Raw genomic sequence first — 19,959 nt, 5'->3', positions numbered from 1 at the left:
AAAAAAGCACGATAATTCGTGCTTTGTTTTGTTAAATTAATCTTGAGTAGAATTCTACTACTAATGAGTCTTGAATTTCAATTGGAACTTCGTCTCTTTCAGGCATTCTTGTTAAAGTTGCTTTTAATCCTTCTTTCTTTTCGATGTAAGGAACAACTCCTAAGAATGTAGATTCAAAGTTTTCTTTGAACATTTCAACTTTTTGTGATTTTTCTCTTAAAGTGATTTCATCTCCAACTTGTACTGCGTATGAAGGTATATCAACTTTCTTTCCATTAACAAGCATATGTCCATGAACTACCATTTGTCTTGCTTGTCTAATTGAAGAAGCAAAACCCATTCTGTAAACAAGGTTATCTAATCTTGTTTCTAACATCATAACAAGAGCATCCCCTGTTATACGTTCTTTTTGTCTAAGTGCCTTTTCTACATAAGTTCTGAATTGTTTTTCCATAACTCCATAGTAAGCTCTTAATCTTTGTTTTTCAAGTAATTGTAAACCATATTCTGTTAATTTTTTGTCGTTTCTTGCAAGACCTTTACCCATTCTTTTGTTAGCTTTTGGGTGTCCGCATACATTTAAGCCTAGTCTTCTTGATTGTTTAAATCTAGGTCCCATCATTTTTGCCATATTTTCATACTCCCCATAAATTATTTGCCGCGATAATTTATAGCCACGTTTAGATTATACAACTTTTTTTATCTTTTGTAAATAGCTTTTTTATGTTTTTTTCAATATTTTTTAAATAAAAGCTCCCCCATTTACATTTAAAACATGTCCTGTTATATAAGAAGCTTCTTTTGAAATTAAAAATTTTACAGCATTTGCAATTTCTTCTGGCTTAGCAAGTCTTTGTAGAGGAAATTCTGAGCAGTACTCGTCAATGCTCTCATTTGGTAAATCTTTCAACATATCAGTATCCACTCCTCCCGGCGCAACTGTATTTACAGTTATTCCAGAATATCCAAGTTCCTTTGCAAGAGCCTTATTCATAGAAATAATCGCCCCTTTTGTAGCTGAATAATGAGCCTCAAGTGATCCTCCTGTAACTCCCCATATTGAACTAATTCCGATTATTTTCCCATATTTATTATTTATCATTGAAGGAATAGCTCTCTTTATGCAACGATATGAACCATGAACATTTACATTAAAAATATCTTCCCATTCCTCTTCTGTAATATCTTGAAAAAATCTTACACTAGCAATTCCAGCATTATTTATTAGAATATCAACATTTCCGAATACTTTTTCTATTTCATTAAACATATTTTCAACTTCATTAGTTTTTCTTATATCAGCTCTTATCATCAAGACATTTGGATTATATGTTTTTATCTCTTCAAAAACTTTTTTTGCCTCTGTTTCATTTTCTTTATAATTTATAACTATATTATAATTTTCTTTTGCCAAAGTCTTTGCAATCGCAGAGCCAATTCCCCTTGATGAGCCAGTTATAAGTACAGTATCTCTTTTCATAATATCTCCTTTTAAAATAAATACTAATTAAGTATACCACAAAAAAATATAAAACGAAAATTTTAAGGTTCAGTTTAGTTATTTAATGGTAAAATATGGTATAATATAAGTAACATTATATTTACATTTTATGTAATTATAAAAAATGTTAGGGAGGTATTGGTATGAAATTACAATTTATAGGTAAAAACATTGAAATTACAGATGCTTTAAAAGAAATTACTGCAAAGAAGTTCGAGAAATTGGATAAATTTTTCTCTAAGGATATCGAAGGTAAAGTTACTTACAGTGCAGTTAAAAATGATAAAATTTTTGAAGCTACAATTTATTTACCAAACAGTACAATACTTAGAGCAGAAGAAAGTACAAATGATATGTATACTTCAATAGATATAGTTTTAGATAATCTTGAAAGACAAATCAGAAAAAACAAAACAAAGTTACAAAAGAAATATCAAGCATTAGAAACTATAAGATTTGAAAAAATAGCTGAACCTTTGGAAGAAGAAGAATCAAAGATTGTAAGAGTTAAAAACTTTGATGTAGCTACAATGTCTGAAGAAGAAGCCATTTTACAAATAGAACTTTTAAATCATGACTTTTTCATTTTCAAAAACGCAAAAGATTCAAAAACAAATGTTCTTTATAAGAGAAAAGATGGAAATTATGGTTTAATAATAGCTGATTAAGTAATAAAATAATATTTTAAATGAAAATCGCAGACGAAAGGTCTGCGATTTTTTTGTGGAATTTTCATTCTTAAAAAGTATTTTTCAATACAGAACTTTTTGATATTCTAGGGACTTTAGGAGATTTCTCCACTACACTCAGCAAAGCTTCGTTTCGGTCGAAATGACGTGTTGGGATCATTGCTATACTAGTTGCTATGACGTAAAACTTTTTATTTCCTTGGCAATTTTTTAATTTTTAAGATTATTTACATTTAACGTCAAGCTATTAAACGAAGCATTATTCCTTATACGTCATCTTGAGCAGAGTGTAACGGAGTCGAAAGATCTCACACTTTTGTTGAAAACAAAAGTGAATGTATCAAAGATACATTGAAATTCACTTAAAGCTTCTTTAAGGATGAATTTTACTTTTTCCTCTCTGACATATATTTCTTCACCTCTTCAGAAGTTAATTTTCTAACCTCTGTATTTTCATATTCACGGTATTCATCAACTATAAAAGCAGGTTTCATAGTTTCACAAGTTTTTCCCTTATTTCTTTTTAAATATGTCTTTAAACTTTCTTCCCCTTCAAAAATCTTATAAGAAAGTCTTCCATTTTCACTTTTTATCTCATAAATTCCACAAGGTTTTTTCATTGTGTAATCTGCAGTTCGCAAATATAATTTTGCAATCTCTAAAGACTTAAAAGGGAAATTCCAACGTTGCAAATCTCTTACGGGATCGTGATCAATACAAATACACCTTCCACAAGTACCACAAATATACTGAATATGGTTCTCCAAACAATCTATAGGATTTAATAGCGGAGTAATCCTACTTTCATTTACATAACATTCTTTACACATAAAAACACATCCTTTCATTTATAAAAATCATAGTTTAATAAAAGTTAAATTATGATTATTTTTAATTTTGATATTAAAAAAGTCAACAATTCTCAGTTGTTGACCTTTTTCACCTAGTTTTTATTCAATATTTTTTCTAAAGAGTCTAAATCTTGTTCTTTAGTAATATACATATCTTCATCTTCTGCATTATATTTAACTATAGAATAATCTTTATATTTGTATATTAATGTACTTCCATCTTTTGATAATTCACTTGTACATTTATTATCTTTCTTATCTTGTTCAATTTTTTCAATAAACTTATCCTCATCTAAAATTCCATTTGAAATGGCATCTTTTAAAGAATATTCTTTTTCATCTACTTTTACAGTAAAATTCATTCCAACTGTATAGATATCAAAAGACATTTTATCATTTTTTTCTGCAACTTTTTTCACATCATTATTTCCTAAGTTTTTAACAACGAAGTTCAATCCTTTTTCATCTTTCTTTTCTTCAGTTGGTTTTTCTTCTTTTTCCTTTTCTTCTTTCTCTTCTTCCTTATTCTTTTCGTCTTCTTCTTTAATGTTCTCTTTAACTTGTTTTTCTTTAACAGTTACTTGATTATTTTCTTTTGGTTTTTCTTCAGTTTGTTCCTTTGATTTACAAGAAACAAGAGCTCCGCAAAAACAAATTATTAAAGCAGTAATCAGAAATCTTTTTTTCATAGATTTTCCCTCCTTTATAATGTTAACTCAGTTTACCAAATATAACAAAAAAAGTCAAATAGAGCTAATCTATTTAACTTTTTATATAAATATTTAAGTTATATTAACGGATAATATAATATAAAATTAAAATTACACCAAGTACTATTCTATAATATCCGAAAACTTTGAAGTCATGTTTTTTAATATATCTCATCAACATTTTGATTGCCATAACGGAAACTACAAATGCTACAAACATCCCAAGTATTAAGATAAAAAATTGGAAAAAGCTAAAAGCAAAGCCAAATTTTCTAAGTTTTAATAAACTTGCTCCAAACATAACAGGAATTGACATAAAGAATGAAAATTCTGCAGCTAAGCTTCTTGAAAGTCCAAGGATTAATGCTCCAATAATTGTAGCTCCTGATCTTGAAGTTCCAGGAATTAAACTTAAAACTTGAAAACATCCTACATAAAAAGCTAATGAATAGCTTAAATCTTCAAATCTTTTTATATTTTGTTTCTTAAATTTCGGATTGTTTTCAACAACTATAAATAAAATACCGTATAAGACTAAAGTAAATGCAACTGTTGGGAAATTATAAAAATATTTTTCCAAAGTTTTATCAAAAAGCACTCCCAAAACTCCTGCAGGAATGACCCCTACAATAACCTTTAACCACATATTAATTGTATCTTTTTGTTGCTCCTTAGTTTTCTTTTTAGAAAAAGGATTCAACTTATTAAAATACATAATTACAACCGCAAGAATCGCTCCAAGCTGAATAACAACTAAAAACATCTCTTTAAATTCAGCTGATTGATTTAATTGTAAAAATTCATCGACCAAAATCATATGACCAGTACTACTTACAGGCAACCATTCAGTAATTCCTTCAACAATACCTAAAATAATAACTTTGATTATGTCTAATAACCACATAATAACTCTCCTTAATATTAAATATATAGTCAAAGTTTACCACATTTTGATAAATTTGAAAAGGGGTGTAAATATTTTATTTACTAAAAGGGTATTTAAAGAAAAGATACTTATTAAAAAGGAGTGATTATATGAGTAAAAAAGTAATAGCAATAAATATGAGTCCAAGAAAAAATTGGAATACAGCAAAATTACTAAAATCTGCAGTAGAGGGTGCAAAATCTGTAGGTGCAGAAGTTGAATATATTGATTTATATGATTTAAAATTTACTGGTTGTAGGAGTTGTATGCTATGCAAAAGAAAAAATGTAGAAAAATGTAAATGCTACTGGAAAGACGACTTATCTCCAATAATTGATAAAATTTTTAACTCTGATACTCTTTTTATAGGAACTCCAATTTATTTAGGAAGACCTACAAGTCACTATTTTGCACTTATGGAAAGATTACATTTTTGCTCACTTTCATACGACGACTATAGCAATTATTTTACTAAAAAAGTAAATGTAGCTTTTTTTGTAACTATGAATGCAACCTTACATTTTTATGAAAAAATGTATAAAGAAAAGTTTGAAAATTATGCTAAAGAATGGAATTCGCTTAATGGAAAAGTAATATTATATCCTAGTTATAATACACTTCAAGTAAAGGATTACGATAGATATGATATGACAAGTTTTGATAAAGAAAAAAAGAAAAAATCTAATCTAGAAAACTTTCCAATAGACTTACATAACGCTCTTAATATTGGAAAAGAGCTGAGCTTATAAAATTTATTTTACAAAATAAGGTTGAAGATAAAAACTCTTCAGCTTTTTTTATAAAAAATTGTAGTTAATAAAAATAAAATATTAATATTTAAAAAACATTAAAAAATATATACTTTTTATTAAATTTTAGGAGAAGAACCCTACAATTCCACGATGCTTCGCATCGGGTGGATTTCTAGAATCTTGTTGCTTCACAATAAAAAAAATTGGTATGAATAACCACACCAATTTTTACATTTATTTTATATCTCTTTTAAACTCAAGAGCTTTTGTAAAAGCTTTGTTTTTACATAAAATATAAAAAACAGGAACTCCTACTGCATAGATAACTAAAGCTTCAGAAAGAACTAGTTCTCCTAAAATGCCCCAAAAACCAACAGGATTTGGCATCAATAAATATATTTCCAATGCTATTGGAACCATACCAACAACTACAGGAACTAAACAAGCCAAATAAAAGTTTTTCATTTTAGTCATAATCAATGCAACCACAAATGTTGCCAAAGTCCCAACTACCATATCGACAATTCCTACTGTACTAGCAATATTTGCTAAAAAGCAACCTAATGTTACACCAATTGTGTATTCTGGGTTAAAAAACGGTAAAATTGCTAAAGTTTCTGAAAGTCTAAATTGTAAACTTCCATATCCCAATCCAAAAGATTCTGAAAGAATTGTCAATACAACATAAATAGCTGCAACCATTCCCTGTCTTGTAATTTTTTTTACGTTCATATTTCCTCCTTTTTGGAGTGCTTTGTTCAACAAAAAAAGGGCAAATGTGCCCCAGCACTTGATTTTTAAAGTGGGTGCCAAGCAAAACACTATTTTTCTAAATTTAATTTATATAAAAATTACCGTATAATTTTAACATAAAAATATTTTTTTTTCAATAACAATTAAACCCTGCCGTTTATTTTCAACAAAAAAAGTGGTGAAAACACCACTTTTTGTTTTTTACTTAGATAGTTGGTCAAATGCTTCTAAAGCCTTTGCTCCATAAACTGTTGAAGGTCCACCACCCATAAGAACAGCAACGGAAACTATTTCTGCTACTTCATCTCTTGAAACTTCCAAATTAATGATATTTCTTACATGAGCTTCAATACAGCCTTCGCAACGAACAGCTACTGCAATACCAAGAGCAATACATTCTTTTTCTTTTACAGTTAATGCTCCTTCTTTCATAACTTCTCCGAAAAGATTGCTAAAAGCTTTCATTTCATTAGGAATAGCAGCTCCTAAATTTTTTGAGTTTTCTACAACATTTTGTAATCCTTTTACATGATCCATTTTAAAAGACCTCCTTTTATTATTATATAATATTACATACCCATCTTTATTTAAGTATAATACTTATCAATTATAATAATTTTCTATGAATATTATTAAAAAATTTTATAAAAAAACGAAGAATTTTTAATTCTCCGTTTTAGTAATTTCTTTTTTAAAGTTTAAAATTTCTTTTTCTACAAATTCCATTGTTTTTGAATTTATTTTTTCATAAAAAGTTATTAATTCTTTAGCCTCAGGTGTTAGTGTTGATCCACCGCCGCCTTTTCCCCCAATTTTTCCTACAAGAAGTTTGCAGTTCAAATCTTTTTCGGAGCGAATTATCATTTTATAGGCTTTTGAGTAAGCCATTCTCATTTCTTTACATGCTCTGTTAATTGATTTATATTCATCAATCAATAAAAGCAATCGATATAATCCATTTCCAAATGAATAATCTTCATTATATAAAGTTATTTTGATATTAAAATTTCTTGGAAACTCCAACATAATTACAACTCCTAATCTTTATAAGCAAAGTAATAGCAAACAGCTACTATACTTCCCCCTATTATATTTCCTAATGTAACAGGAATTAAATCATATATAACTGCACCAGCACCTATGTCTGATATTATAAAAGAATATGAAAGATAAAACATATTTGCAACACTATGCTCAAATCCACAAATTAAAAACAATATAACAGAAATTGCACATGCACAGAATTTTGAAACTCCATCTTTACACGCATAGGACATCCAAACTCCTAAACAGACGAAAATATTACAACCTATTCCCTTAAATAAAAGAACTGTAAAACTTTCTGTAGTTTTTGCAAGAGTAATTTTATGTAAAAATGCAAGCATATCCGGTGTCATAACACTTGCAAAATAAACAACTAACGCTACAAAAACAGAACCGACAAAGTTAAATAGGTAAACAAATACCCAATTTCTAAACATTTTTGGAAATGTAATTCTCTTTCCCAATGCAGGAGCTACCATCAAAACATTCCCTGTAAATAAATCAGCACCAGCAACAACAACAGCAAAAAGTCCAAATGAGAAACAAACTCCTGAAATAAATTTTCCATAAGTTGGATTTAAACTTGCCATTCCTGTATTTACGACTACATAAGATAGTCCACTCAACGCAATAAATAACCCCGCTAAAAACGCTAAAATTAGCATTTTATTTAATTTATAATTTGCCTTTCCCTCTCCGATTTTATACAACGATTCTAATAATTCTGATTTCCCTATAACTCCCATAATGTCCTCCTATCTTTTTTAAAAAATAGAAATTTTTAAAAAGTTGGTTATAATAAAATTATTTTTTCTTAAAATAAGATTTAATTGTTTCTATGATATTCATAATCATATCTACTTTATCAACCACACTATCTACATTTTCTCTAATATCCATTGTAGTATCAACAACTTGTTCTGCAACAAATCTTGTAGATGTTGTAATATCATCTGTAATTTCTCTTACATTTTCAAGTGTCAAACTCACATTTTCTACACTATCAGTTATATCTTCTTTTGTATCGGCTAGAATTTCATCTGTCTTTTCAAGAATTTTGTTTGAATTTGCAATAGCTTTATCAGCATTTTCAACCAAACTTGGTAATTTTTCAGCACTTGCAACCAAACTTTCTTCGCTCTTTTCTAAAATTTTGTTGATTCTACTAAAAACTTTTATCAACTTAGTAAAGAAACAAATACAAGCTAGCAAACAAACTATAGCCACTAAATAAAGAATAACTCTTAAAGTTAAATCTAAATCAATTGTTACCATTTTTTCCTCACTATTCTTCTATTTCTTCTTTTATATCCATTTCTTCAACTTCTGGAGAAATTTCTGTCATATTTCTATTTGCGAAATCGTCATATTTTTCTCCAACAGCTTCTTTAACTTCTTTAGCTTTTTCAGCAACCACTTTAACTGCACTATTTACATTTTCGCTTACATATTCAACACCGTCTTTAGTCACTCTAACGATATCTTCTCTAGTTTCTTTACCTGATTTAGGAGCAAATAAGATTCCTACTCCTGCACCAACAGCAACTCCTGCAGCAATTTTTGCAGCACTAACTGCTTTTTCTTTTCTTATTTTTCTTCTAACTTCTCTTTCTCTTTCTAAACGTCTTTGTTCAATATACTTTGATAAGCTCATAAAAACCTCCTAATTATTTATTATTTTATTAAAAATGTCTTTTGGCTCCTGCCATTATATAAACCTTCGCATTTGAAGGTGGGCAAACTGTCTTAAATCTCACGGTTTCTCCACAATGGAGCTGCCATCAAAGTAAGAACTCCGTAATCCCTTATTAATTCTGTAGGCATAATCAGACAGGAACCTTAGACAATATTATTATAACACACTTTAGCTCAAAAAGGTAGTACTAAATAAAAATGTATAAAATTTTTATACAAAATTAATGATAGAATATTCACATATATTTAAGTTAAAAAAATTATAATTCAAATACTAGACAAAAAAAGACGATATTTCTATCGCCTAATTTTTTATTCATTATCAACTAACATCATTTTTTCTCTTTCATATCCAATTTTAACTCTATAATAGCCCTTTAATTTTTTATCTATTTCTTCGTCCATTGTATAAGCTACAAGATGTCCTGATGTTATACTCTCCAACTTTCCATTTGTAGCAATTATTATGATATCTTTTTTATCAATTTTTCTTAAAACATTTGCGCTTAGTTGTTGATTTCCACGACCAAAAACATAACCTTGACCCCCCATTGGAGTCACAACCAAAATAGCTCTTTCATCTCCGATTACTTCAAGTATGTCTTTTTCACTACAATCTTTTTTTACAAGTTTTTTATTTTTTATTATATCAACACCGAGTACAGTATATGGCAAGTCCAATTCTTTCATAATGTACATAGGAGTTGTTCCTGATCCAATTATATAAAAGATATCATCTTTCATATCATCAATTATATCGCATGCAATTGAAACTTGAGCATCACTATCTGATTGAGGAGTTTGTGATTTTTTGTTTTGTAAATACCTTTGATCATAAGGTACTTTTAAATAACCGTAAAGTCTAACTTCCACTCTATCATCTCTAAAGGCATCTTCGTCAATATCCACAACATCTTTTTCAATTACCGGAAGCTCAACTCCATTTATAACTTCAAAAAGCAAACTTCCAGCTTGTTCAGGAGTATTTCCATAAACAGGTGAATGGATTTTTACTCCTGCAGGAACTCCGATTACAGCTATTTTATCTTCGATAACAGAATAAACATCTCTAGCTGTTCCATCTCCACCGACAAAGAAAATCAATTCAATACCATTTTCTAAAAAGTATTTCAAAAGTTCTTTTGAATCTGTAACTGAAGATTTTTCAGCTGAATTATAGACAACTTCATAATTTAGTCCAAGCTCTTTACATTCTTCTTCACCCATTAGACCACTTGCAGTATAAATTTTAAACTTATCTTTTAATTCAACAACTTTAGCTAAAGCTTTCTTTGCCTTTTCAGGAGCTTCTTGAACAGCACCAAGCGAAATTGCTTTTTCTAAAATATCTGCTCCGTCAGTTCCTTTAAGTCCAACTCTACCACCCATTCCAGCAATGGGATTTACCAAAAGTCCAATTTTTTTCATAATGTCCTCCTCTATTTGAATACTAAATTGTTTTTGAATTAATATTTTATAAAAGTTTTATACCCTAATAATATCAAGTATAAAATAATAAATCAATATTTTTGAATAACGTTTCTATTTTTTTAATAAATAATTTTAGTGTATAGGATATATATCTTAAATTTTTTCATTAAGAAAATAATATAAAAAAATAAAAATTTTTTTGACAAATAGTCATCATTTTTTGATTATTTTAACTTTTGTAACATATTTTATGTAAAATTAAAAAAATTTTATAAAAATATTAAAAATTTTTTTGATTTTTTGAAAAACTTTTTAAAAAATTAATGTTTTTTATTTTTTTACTAATAGTTATAAGATTTCTTACCAATTATATTTCTGTAGATAAAGTTTTTTAATAAAATTATAAAAAACTTCTCTATTTTTTTATAATTTTTTTAATATTAAGGGTATATTTTTTATATATTACTAATCTATAAGTTAAAATAAAAACGTTTTTGTTTTCCTATTAATCTATTTTGTTAATTATATAAATAATTATTTTAGTTTGATAAAAAACTTTTTATGTTTTTGTAAAAAGACTATTGTATTTTTTATTTTTTTATACTATAATTACATTAAGGAAAAAGGGTTATCTTATGAGAGGTAATTGATTTCTATTAAAATTTAAGGAGGAATTTGATATGGCTGCACAAAAAACACCATTGTACGAAAAACACATTTCATATGGAGGAGAAGTTGTAGATTACGCAGGTTGGTTATTACCTGTTAAATATGAAGGATTGGCTGCTGAACATAATGCAGTAAGAAATAATGCTGGATTATTCGACGTTTCACATATGGGAGAAGTTACTGTTAAAGGAAAAGACGCTTTTGACTATGTTAATCATTTAATCACTAATGATTTGACAACTATTGGTGATGGACAAGTTATTTACTCTTTATTATGTAATGAAAACGGTGGAGTTGTTGATGATTTACTAGTTTACAGAAAAGGTAAAGATGATATGTATATTGTAGTTAATGCTGCAAATACTGACAAAGACTTTGCTTGGTTCTTAAAACAAAAAGGAAACTATGATGTAGAAATAAAAAATATTTCATCAGAAACTGCACAAATTGCATTACAAGGCCCTAAGGCTGAAAAAGTTTTACAAAAATTAGCTAAAAATGTTGATTTAGCAAATGATATAAAATTCTTTACTTTTAAAGAAAATGTTGAACTTGGAGATTGTGGAAAATTCTTAGTTTCTCGTACTGGTTATACAGGTGAAGACGGATTCGAAATTTATGGTTCAGCTGAAAATATGAATAAATTATGGGATGAAATTCTAAAAATTGGTAAAGAAGATGGAGTTATGCCTTGCGGTTTAGGTTGTAGAGATACTTTAAGATTCGAAGCTGCTCTTCCTCTTTACGGAAATGAAATGGATGATGTAATCACTCCGCTTGAAGCTGGACTTGGATATTTTGTAAAATTAAAACAAGAAGCTGATTTCATTGGTAAGGCTGCTTTAACTAAACTTAAAGAAGCTGGTGTTCCTAGAAAATTAATCGGTCTTGAATTGACTGGTAAAGGTATTGCAAGACATGGAGCAAAAGTATTTAAAGGTGATAAAGAAATCGGATTTGTTACAACTGGTTATATGTCACCTACATTAGGCAAAACTATTGCAAATGTAATTGTTGATGCTGATCAAGCTGAAGTAGGAAATGAAGTTCAAGTTGAAATTAGAAATAAAAAGGTTCCTGCTGTATTAATAAGCAAGAAATTTCTTAAAAAATAATTAAATTATTAGGAGGTAAATTCTATATGTATCCTTATATTTCTCTAACAGAACAAGATGTTAAAGATATGTTAGATAGCCTTGGTGTTAATTCTGTTGAAGATTTATTCTCAGATATTCCTGAAGAATTAAAATTAAAGAGAGAATTAAATATTCCAAAAGCAAAGAGTGAGTTGGAAGTATATAACTATCTAACTAAGTTAGCAAGTAAAAATGCATCTTCAAGTGAATATACAACATTTTTAGGTGCTGGAGCTTATGATCATTATATTCCTGCTGTTATTCCAACAATAATCAGTAGAAGTGAATTTTTAACTTCATACACTCCATATCAACCAGAAATCAGTCAAGGTACTTTACAATATATATTTGAATTCCAAACAATGATTTCTAATCTTACTGGTATGGAATATGCGAATGCATCACTTTATGATCAAGGAACAAGTTTAGCTGAAGCAGCAATTATGACTGCACATCATGCTAAGAAGAAAAAAGTTTTAGTTTCTGAAGCTATTGCACCTTGGTCAAGAGAAGTTTTAAAAACTTACCTTCATGCTCAACATATTGAAATGGAAGTTGTTAAAACTTGTAACGGTGTAACTTGTATTGATGATTTAAAAGCAAAATTAAATGATGAAGTTGGAGCTGTTTTAGTTCAAAATCCAAACTTCTTCGGTAATATTGAAGATGTAACTAAGGTTTCTGAACTAGCACATGAATATAAAAAATGTTACTCAGTAGTTTCTGTTGACCCTTCTTCTTTAGGAACTTTAAAGAAACCATCTGATTGTAATGTTGATGTAGTTGTTGGTGAAGCTCAATCACTAGGTATTCCTATTTCATATGGTGGACCATACTTAGGATTTATGGCTGTTAATAAAGAATTTTTAAGAAAGATTCCAGGAAGAATAGTTGGACAAACTGTTGACAGAGATGGAAAGAGATGTTGGGTTCTTACTCTATCAGCCAGAGAACAACATATTAAGAGAGATAAAGCTACTTCAAATATCTGTTCTAACCAAGGTATCAATGTTTTGACTGCAGCAATTTATATGGATCTTTTGGGTAAAGAAGGTCTTAAAGAACTTTCAAAACAATGTATAAAGAAATCTCATTATCTTTATAAGAAACTTTTAGAAACAGGTAAATTCGAAAAAGTTTTTGATGCACCTTTCTATAAAGAATTTGCATTAAAAGCTAAAAAACCGGTTTGTGAATTAAATAAGAAATTATTTGAAAATGGTATAATCGGCGGTTTCGATCTTGGAAAGTATTATCCTGAATTAGAAAATGTTATTATGTTTGCAGTTACTGAAAAACGTACTAAGGAAGAAATAGACAAACTATGTAAGGTATTGGAGGAAGCATAATATGAAATACGATAAATTAATATTTGAACTATCAAAACCTGGTAAAATTGGTCATAAATTACCAGAATTGGATGTTGAAGATGTATGTATTAAAGAGCTAATTCCTGCTGAACTATTAAATGATGGCGAAATTGATTTACCGGAAGTTTCTGAACCAGAAGTTGTTAGACATTTTGTAAATCTTTCAAATAAAAACTTTGGTGTTGATACAGGATTTTATCCACTAGGATCTTGTACAATGAAATACAATCCAAAAATCAACGAAGCTATGTGTGCTCTTCCAGGTTTTGCAACACTTCATCCAAATATTCCTGAATGTGGAGCTCAAGGTGCTTTGCAATTAATGTATGAACTTGGAGAAGCTTTAAATGAAACTTCAGGTATGGATGCTTGCACATTACAACCTGCTGCCGGAGCTCATGGTGAAATAACAGGTATTATGTTATTTAAAGCATATCATGAAAACAACAAAGATTTCCAAAGAGATAAGATTATAATTCCTGACTCAGCTCACGGAACTAACCCTGCAACAGCTACAATGGCAGGTTATAAAATTATCGAAATTAAATCTTGTGAAAGCGGATTAGTTGATATTGAAGCATTAAAAGCAGCTGTTGGCGATGATACTGCAGGACTTATGCTTACTAACCCTAATACATTAGGATTATTCGAAAAAGAAATTCAAGAAATTACAAAAATCGTACACGATGCTGGCGGTTTAGTATATTATGATGGAGCAAATGCCAATGCAATTTTAGGACATGTTAGACCTGGAGATATGGGATTTGATGCAATTCATTACAATCTTCATAAGACATTCTCTACTCCTCACGGTGGTGGAGGTCCTGGTGCAGGTTATGTTGGATGTAAAGATTTCTTAAAAGACTTCTTACCAGTTCCTATTGTAGTTAAAAATGGTGAAAAATACAGCTTATCTTATGATGTTCCAAAAACATTAGGTAAGATGAAAGATTTCTATGGACACTTTGGTGTATTAGTTAGAGCTTATGCTTATATCTTAGCTTTAGGCGCTGATGGACTTAAGAAATCAAGTGATTATGCAGTATTAAATTCTAATTACTTAGCAAATAAATTAAGAGGTTACTACAATCTTCCTGAAAATGTTAAGTTCAAACATGAATTTGTACTCGGTGGATTAAAGAATCCTAACGGATTAGTAACTCTTGACGTAGCTAAGAGATTGATGGATATGGGATATCATCCACCAACTGTATACTTCCCATTGATTGTTCATGAAGCAATGATGATTGAACCTACTGAAAGTGAATCAAAAGAAACTCTTGACGGATTTGCAGAATCTCTAATTAAGATTGCTAAAGAAGCTGAAACAAATCCTGAAATAGTTCATGCAGCACCTCATGATACAGAAATTAAACGTCCTGATGAAACATTAGCTGCAAAAGAATTAATCTTAAAATATACAAAATAGTATAAATTTTTAAAAAGCTGTTATGAAAGTAACAGCTTTTTTGTTACCTATTTTTAAACTGTTTTTTAGAAAATATTTTAATAAATAATCATTATCTAAAAAAATTAGGGTATAAATTAGTCAGAAAAATATAGGAGGTTTTTTATGAGTAAACTTTTAAGCCCTATGGAAATAGGTAGAAATAGATTTAAAAATAGAGTTGTTATGGCACCAATGTGTATGTTCCATTCAAAAACTGTAGATGGAGTTTTAACTAAAGAGCATTTTGATCACTATGTGGCAAGAGCTTTAGGCGGTGTTGCAGGAATAATTATAGAAGCAACTATGGTTAATCCTACTGGTGGAATTAGAAAAGTAGATTTAGGATTATACAATGAAATTCAAATGAAAGCTTTTAAAGAGCTTGTAGATAGAGTTCATAATTATGATTGCAAAATTGGAATTCAATTAAGTCATGCAGGAAGAAAAGCAGATGCTTCCTATGATGATATTGTAGCACCAAGTGCAATTCCATTTGCAGATGAAAAAGCACCAAGAGAATTGACTAAAGAAGAAATTATTTCTTTACAAGATGATTTTATAAATTCTGTAAAACTTGCAAAACAAGCGGGTTTTGACTTTGTAGAAATCCACTCTGCACATGGATATTTGATTAATCAATTTTTATCTCCCCTATCAAATCAAAGAAATGATGAATACGGTGGTAGTTTAGAAAAAAGATATAAATTTTTAGGAGATATTTTAAAAGCAATTAAAAATATTGACATAGATGTTCATATTAGAGTTTCTGCTAATGAATATGATGAAAAAGGTAATTCTTTAGAAGACATTATAAAGATTCTAAAACTTGCAAAAGAAGACGGAGTTGTTTTCAATAGTATTTCAAGTGGTGGAATTGTACCAAAAAGTCCACTAGTTTATCCGGGATACCAAGCGGAATTAAGTAGAGAAATAAAAAAAGCAGGCCTTACAGTTTCTGCTGTTGGTCTTTTAGAAGACTATGGATTATGTGAATATTTGCTTCAAAGTGATGCATGTGATATGATTTACCAAGGAAGAACATTACTTAAAAATCCAAACTGGGTTTATGGTGCTGGAGCATATTTTAATGAAGGAAAAGAAATAGATTATCCTCTATATTCATACTCTGCAATAAAATTTTAATAAAAAGGTAGCTTGTAATAAGCTACTTTTTTATATTGTGAAACAACAAGGTTCCCAGGTTCCCACCCGATGCAAAGCATCGTGGAAGGGTGGGGTTCTTATTACGAAGTAACAAGGTTCCCGGGTTCCCCACCCGATGCGAAGCATCGTGGAAGGGTGGGGTTCTTATTAATAATTGACCTTTTTCATAACTACAACTTAATAACCTTGTCATTTCCCCAACCATACCATGGGACATCATGTTCTAGGTAATCTCCATGTATTTTATTTTGAATTCTAATCATTATAAATGGTATTAATAACTTTATTATAAATATAATGATATAGATAAATAATTCTGTATAATTAATCATACCATTAAAATCTGTAAATGTTCTATAAAGAAACCATGTATTAACTAAAACATTAAATAGTGTTGCTAAAGTTGCAGACATAATATTTATTTCAACTTTTGAATTGTATTTTTTTATAAAATATAATGCTAATAAAGAAATATTGTAAACGACAATGGGCTTGTCATTTTTTCTGTAAATCACCAATGATTTTCTACTATAACTTGAACGGTCTTTAACACTTCCTAATGAACTAAACCAAACGTGACTCACAGAATTTATCTCTTCAAATGGAACAAATAAATCTATTTTTTTAAGATATATTCCTTCCTTACAAATATATAATTTCCAAGTAAAAAATTCAAAATACCATATAAGAACAATTGAAATAACGAAAAAACAAATATTTAAATATTCTACTTTTAACCCTTTAAAATCAAATGTAACTTTATTAACTCTATCTATTGAATTTATACTAGTTAAAAAAATAGCAAAAATAAACAAAATAAATCTATAATAAATACTATGAAATTTTATCTTTTTCATAACTCTCCTTATTACTTACAATTGAATTACTTTTGAGGAATTTTTGTTATATGCATTATCGTGAAATAAGTATTGTCCATGTATTTTATTTTCGTACATTACCATTATTAATGGTACTATTAAGCTCTTAATAGCATAAATACTAATAAAAATTAAAAATACTTTTATATCTATAAATTCCAATTTTCTATAAAAAATATAATAAAGTATTCCAAAATTAACTGCAACATTAAAAATAGTAGTCAATGTAGCAATAATAACATTGGTTTTAATGCTAGGTTTAAATATTTTTATTGTGTATAAAGCTAATAAAGAAATATTATAAATGCAAATAGGTTTATTATCTTTTCTGTAGATTACTAAAGATTTTCTATTATACAAATATTGTTTCCCGTTAGGTCTTATACTCAATTCATTAATCCAAACATGACTTATAGCATCAACATCTTCCCAAGGAATGAATAAATCTATTTTTCTTAAGTATATTCCTTCTTTACAGACATAAAATTTCCAACCAATAAAAGAAAAAATTAATGTAATAGCAATAAAAATTCCAATGAAAATATAATTTAATTTCAATAATTTTATATTAAAATTATAGAATTGTATTATTGCATTTTTATCAGCTATTATCATATTTATAATAAGAATTGCAAAAGTAAGTATAAATAATATAAATCTATAATAAATACTATGAAATTTTATCTTTTTCATATTATCTCCTATCTTTACTTATCAAAATTAATAGTATGAATTTTAATATTATACCTTTTAGTATCCTGTTTTAAGTTTCTTACCAATTCATCACTTGCTTTATCTCTACCGAAAAAAAAGGCTGTCCTCTTTCCATTTTTAAGTTCAATAGTTAGCATATATCTGCTTCCATTTAGTCTTACAGACCTAATTCTATCAACTTCAATTGATCTTATCTTTTTTAAAGGTATAACTCTATTTAAAAAATAGAAAGCATTGTGTATATAAAAATTTCCATTTGAAATATGATAAGGTCTAAAAACACTTCCTCCACTTCGAAGTGCTATTGAAATTCTACGAAATATTATAATCAAAAAAGCAATAAAAAGAAATATCATAGCATTTCTTGTAATACTATGTTGCCACATAGTTTCAAATCCTATCAAATAATATCTAAAAAAATCAGTCATAATAAAAGTCCCCTTAATTCTTTAATCTATACACTATTATACTATACACCCTAATTGTATTCAATATCTGCTATTAACTTATATCTTAAGTATAAAATATATAGCTTCTATTTTTGATAAAGGAAATTATTATATATTTTTAGTGTAAAATCAACTCAAATATTCAAGATAATTAATTGATTTTTTTTTAAAATTTTTAGACTTTTCATTAAAATTTACTAATTTAATTTGTCAAATTTTACAAAATAATACTATCTTTATGTCCCTATTTTTAATTATTAAAGTTGTATAATATTCTTAAGGAAAACATTATTATAGAAAATGTTTTTCAAAAAATTGAATAAGGAGGAATTTTTTATGGATTCATTAATTTCAGTATTGTCCAAGTTTGCAGACTGGCTTTGGGGACCACCACTTTTGATTTTGTTAGTGGGTGGCGGGATTTTTTTAACTATAAGGTTAGGATTTTTTCAAATTCGATATTTCCCTTATATAATGAAACAAACTTTCGGAAAAATGTTTAGTAAAAACAAATCCGGAGAAGGAACTGTTTCACCTTTCCAAGCAGCAACTGCAGCCCTTGCATCATCTATCGGTGCTGCAAATATAGTGGTTGTACCTTCAATTATTTTTATAGCAGGTCCAGGTTCTATACTTTGGATGTGGATTACTGCCATAGTAGGTCAAGCAACAAAATTTGGTGAAATTGTACTCGGTATTCTTTATAGACAAAAAAATGAAGAAGGCGAGTATGTTGGTGGAGCTTGTTACTACTTACAACATGGTATCGGTGGAAAAGCAGGGAAAATTTTAGGTTCACTTGTAGCATTTTTCTTTATGATTGAAATTTTACCTTCAATTACTGTTCAAACTCTTGCTGCAACAGGTCCTTTGGAACAATTAGGAGTTCATAGATATATTGCTATAGGACTTGTATTCCTTTTAGTAATATTGGTAGTTTATGGTGGAATTAAAAGAATTGGTCAAGTAACTGAAATGTTAGTTCCATTTATGGCATTAATTTACTTAATCTTCGGATTTATAGTTCTTGCTATTAATATAGATAAAGTTCCTGAAGCCTTTAAGATGATTTTTGTTGGTGCTTTTAATCCTAAAGCAATTGCTGGTGGTGCTGCAGGTTGGGCTGTAAAAAAAGCAATAACTAACGGAGTTGCACGTGGTGTTTACTCTAATGAATCAGGAATGGGTTCTGCACCTTATGCACATTCAACTGCTATTACAGATCATCCTGCAAGACAAGGTATGTGGGGAGTTTTTGAAGTATTTGTTGATACAATAATTGTTTGTACAATGTCTGCACTTATAGTTTTAACAACAGGAATATGGAAAAATCCTGAATACCAATCAATCGCTGTTGAAAGAGCATTTAATTCAATTTTTGGAAATATTGGTAGTATAGTTGTTTCAATTTCATTATTCTTATTTGTTCTTTCTACAATAATCGTAATAGTATTCTATGTAGAAAAACTTGCAGAATATCTATTTGGAACAAAAGTTGGTAAAATTATGAGATTTGTTGCAACTATTATGATAGTTGTAGCTGCTAAACTTTCATTTAAACATGCTGGAGTATTCCTAGACTTAACATTAGGCCTTGTAGTTATTCCTAATATGATAGGACTAATCTTTATGAGTGGAAAGATTAAAAAAGCTAAAGATGAATTTTTCCATACTGAAGGAGAATTTTACTTAAAAGATAAGGCAAGATAGCCTTCTATAAAATTTATTAAAAAAAAATCCGAGTTTTCATACTCGGATTTTTTCATTCTATAAAAATT

General features: G+C 28.6%; 22 protein-coding genes. 7 read left to right on the top strand and 15 right to left on the bottom strand.

The features are described from left to right. Positions 1–31: 31 nt before the first annotated feature. Both rpsD and ymfI read right to left on the bottom strand, forming a co-directional pair. A complete protein-coding gene (gene rpsD, locus WFJ11_RS00770; RefSeq protein ID WP_029950238.1) occupies positions 32–631 on the bottom strand; it encodes a 30S ribosomal protein S4 in 600 nt (199 codons plus the stop codon). Between the two features lie 111 nt (positions 632–742). Then, positions 743–1,480, bottom strand: coding sequence for an elongation factor P 5-aminopentanone reductase (ymfI, locus tag WFJ11_RS00765; RefSeq protein ID WP_338817472.1), 738 nt, complete (start codon positions 1,478–1,480; stop codon positions 743–745). A 164-nt stretch (positions 1,481–1,644) separates the two neighbouring features. On the opposite strand from ymfI, the gene hpf reads away from it, so the two are divergent. Beyond that, positions 1,645–2,169: a ribosome hibernation-promoting factor, HPF/YfiA family gene (gene hpf, locus WFJ11_RS00760; RefSeq protein WP_009354801.1), complete on the top strand. Its 525-nt coding sequence runs from the start codon at positions 1,645–1,647 to the stop codon at positions 2,167–2,169. Between the two features lie 407 nt (positions 2,170–2,576). On the opposite strand, the gene WFJ11_RS00755 is transcribed toward hpf, so the two are convergent. The 3 genes from WFJ11_RS00755 to WFJ11_RS00745 all read right to left on the bottom strand — a co-directional run bounded on the left by WFJ11_RS00755 (position 2,577) and on the right by WFJ11_RS00745 (position 4,655). After that, entirely contained in the window at positions 2,577–3,020 is a 444-nt protein-coding gene (locus WFJ11_RS00755) for a hypothetical protein (protein WP_338817471.1), read from the bottom strand. 113 nt (positions 3,021–3,133) lie between these two features. After that, the gene (locus WFJ11_RS00750; protein ID WP_338817470.1) at positions 3,134–3,730 is read right to left on the bottom strand and encodes a hypothetical protein; all 597 of its coding nucleotides are present in this window, start codon (positions 3,728–3,730) and stop codon (positions 3,134–3,136) included. Between the two features lie 103 nt (positions 3,731–3,833). After that, entirely contained in the window at positions 3,834–4,655 is an 822-nt protein-coding gene (locus WFJ11_RS00745) for an undecaprenyl-diphosphate phosphatase (RefSeq protein WP_338817469.1), read from the bottom strand. 131 nt (positions 4,656–4,786) lie between these two features. Here WFJ11_RS00745 and WFJ11_RS00740 point away from each other — a divergent pair, with 131 nt between their 5' ends. Further along, positions 4,787–5,425 carry a flavodoxin family protein gene (locus WFJ11_RS00740; RefSeq protein ID WP_041954673.1) on the top strand — a complete coding sequence of 213 codons (639 nt, stop codon included), beginning with the start codon at positions 4,787–4,789 and terminating at the stop codon, positions 5,423–5,425. A gap of 237 nt (positions 5,426–5,662) precedes the next feature. Here WFJ11_RS00740 and WFJ11_RS00735 read toward each other — a convergent pair whose 3' ends face one another. From WFJ11_RS00735 to WFJ11_RS00705, 7 genes are all read right to left on the bottom strand, one after another. After that, positions 5,663–6,160, bottom strand: a complete 498-nt coding sequence (locus WFJ11_RS00735; RefSeq protein WP_338817468.1) for a QueT transporter family protein — start codon at positions 6,158–6,160, stop codon at positions 5,663–5,665. A 222-nt stretch (positions 6,161–6,382) separates the two neighbouring features. Further along, positions 6,383–6,718 (bottom strand): carboxymuconolactone decarboxylase family protein, encoded by a 336-nt coding sequence (locus tag WFJ11_RS00730; protein WP_009354766.1) that lies wholly within the window; start codon positions 6,716–6,718, stop codon positions 6,383–6,385. A gap of 126 nt (positions 6,719–6,844) precedes the next feature. Continuing rightward, entirely contained in the window at positions 6,845–7,207 is a 363-nt protein-coding gene (locus WFJ11_RS00725) for a LysR family transcriptional regulator (RefSeq protein WP_338817467.1), read from the bottom strand. Positions 7,208–7,218: 11 nt separating this feature from the next. Further along, positions 7,219–7,971, bottom strand: a complete 753-nt coding sequence (locus WFJ11_RS00720; protein WP_338817466.1) for a formate/nitrite transporter family protein — start codon at positions 7,969–7,971, stop codon at positions 7,219–7,221. 58 nt (positions 7,972–8,029) lie between these two features. Beyond that, a complete protein-coding gene (locus WFJ11_RS00715; RefSeq protein WP_009354606.1) occupies positions 8,030–8,500 on the bottom strand; it encodes a hypothetical protein in 471 nt (156 codons plus the stop codon). Between the two features lie 10 nt (positions 8,501–8,510). Beyond that, positions 8,511–8,879 (bottom strand): YtxH domain-containing protein, encoded by a 369-nt coding sequence (locus tag WFJ11_RS00710; RefSeq protein WP_009354316.1) that lies wholly within the window; start codon positions 8,877–8,879, stop codon positions 8,511–8,513. A 353-nt stretch (positions 8,880–9,232) separates the two neighbouring features. After that, the gene (locus WFJ11_RS00705; RefSeq protein WP_338817465.1) at positions 9,233–10,348 is read right to left on the bottom strand and encodes an ATP-NAD kinase family protein; all 1,116 of its coding nucleotides are present in this window, start codon (positions 10,346–10,348) and stop codon (positions 9,233–9,235) included. A 683-nt stretch (positions 10,349–11,031) separates the two neighbouring features. Between WFJ11_RS00705 and gcvT the strand changes: the two genes are divergently transcribed. The 4 genes from gcvT (at position 11,032) to WFJ11_RS00685 (ending at position 16,119) form a co-directional block, all read left to right on the top strand. Further along, positions 11,032–12,135: a glycine cleavage system aminomethyltransferase GcvT gene (gene gcvT, locus WFJ11_RS00700; protein ID WP_338817464.1), complete on the top strand. Its 1,104-nt coding sequence runs from the start codon at positions 11,032–11,034 to the stop codon at positions 12,133–12,135. Between the two features lie 26 nt (positions 12,136–12,161). Then, on the top strand, positions 12,162–13,505 hold the full coding sequence (gene gcvPA, locus WFJ11_RS00695; protein ID WP_009355000.1) for an aminomethyl-transferring glycine dehydrogenase subunit GcvPA: 1,344 nt from the start codon (positions 12,162–12,164) through the stop codon (positions 13,503–13,505). Position 13,506: 1 nt separating this feature from the next. Continuing rightward, positions 13,507–14,955 carry an aminomethyl-transferring glycine dehydrogenase subunit GcvPB gene (gene gcvPB, locus WFJ11_RS00690; RefSeq protein WP_338817463.1) on the top strand — a complete coding sequence of 483 codons (1,449 nt, stop codon included), beginning with the start codon at positions 13,507–13,509 and terminating at the stop codon, positions 14,953–14,955. Between the two features lie 144 nt (positions 14,956–15,099). Then, positions 15,100–16,119 (top strand): NADPH dehydrogenase, encoded by a 1,020-nt coding sequence (locus WFJ11_RS00685; protein ID WP_338817462.1) that lies wholly within the window; start codon positions 15,100–15,102, stop codon positions 16,117–16,119. Between the two features lie 191 nt (positions 16,120–16,310). On the opposite strand, the gene WFJ11_RS00680 is transcribed toward WFJ11_RS00685, so the two are convergent. From WFJ11_RS00680 to WFJ11_RS00670, 3 genes are read right to left on the bottom strand one after another with little or no spacing between them, the layout of a single operon-like run. Next, entirely contained in the window at positions 16,311–16,997 is a 687-nt protein-coding gene (locus tag WFJ11_RS00680; RefSeq protein WP_338817461.1) for a hypothetical protein, read from the bottom strand. A gap of 15 nt (positions 16,998–17,012) precedes the next feature. Further along, the gene (locus tag WFJ11_RS00675) at positions 17,013–17,711 is read right to left on the bottom strand and encodes a hypothetical protein (RefSeq protein WP_338817460.1); all 699 of its coding nucleotides are present in this window, start codon (positions 17,709–17,711) and stop codon (positions 17,013–17,015) included. A 14-nt stretch (positions 17,712–17,725) separates the two neighbouring features. Continuing rightward, complete coding sequence (locus WFJ11_RS00670) at positions 17,726–18,160, bottom strand: hypothetical protein (protein WP_313961296.1); 435 nt, start codon at positions 18,158–18,160, stop codon at positions 17,726–17,728. Positions 18,161–18,517: 357 nt separating this feature from the next. On the opposite strand from WFJ11_RS00670, the gene WFJ11_RS00665 reads away from it, so the two are divergent. Then, a complete protein-coding gene (locus WFJ11_RS00665; RefSeq protein ID WP_338817459.1) occupies positions 18,518–19,891 on the top strand; it encodes an amino acid carrier protein in 1,374 nt (457 codons plus the stop codon). Positions 19,892–19,959: the final 68 nt, after the last annotated feature.

The sequence above is a fragment of the Parvimonas micra genome (assembly GCF_037482165.1).
In the GTDB taxonomy this organism is placed as follows: domain Bacteria; phylum Bacillota; class Clostridia; order Tissierellales; family Peptoniphilaceae; genus Parvimonas.
The sequence above is the reverse complement of the archived record's forward strand: the minus strand, read 5'-3'. Positions and strand labels throughout refer to the sequence as shown.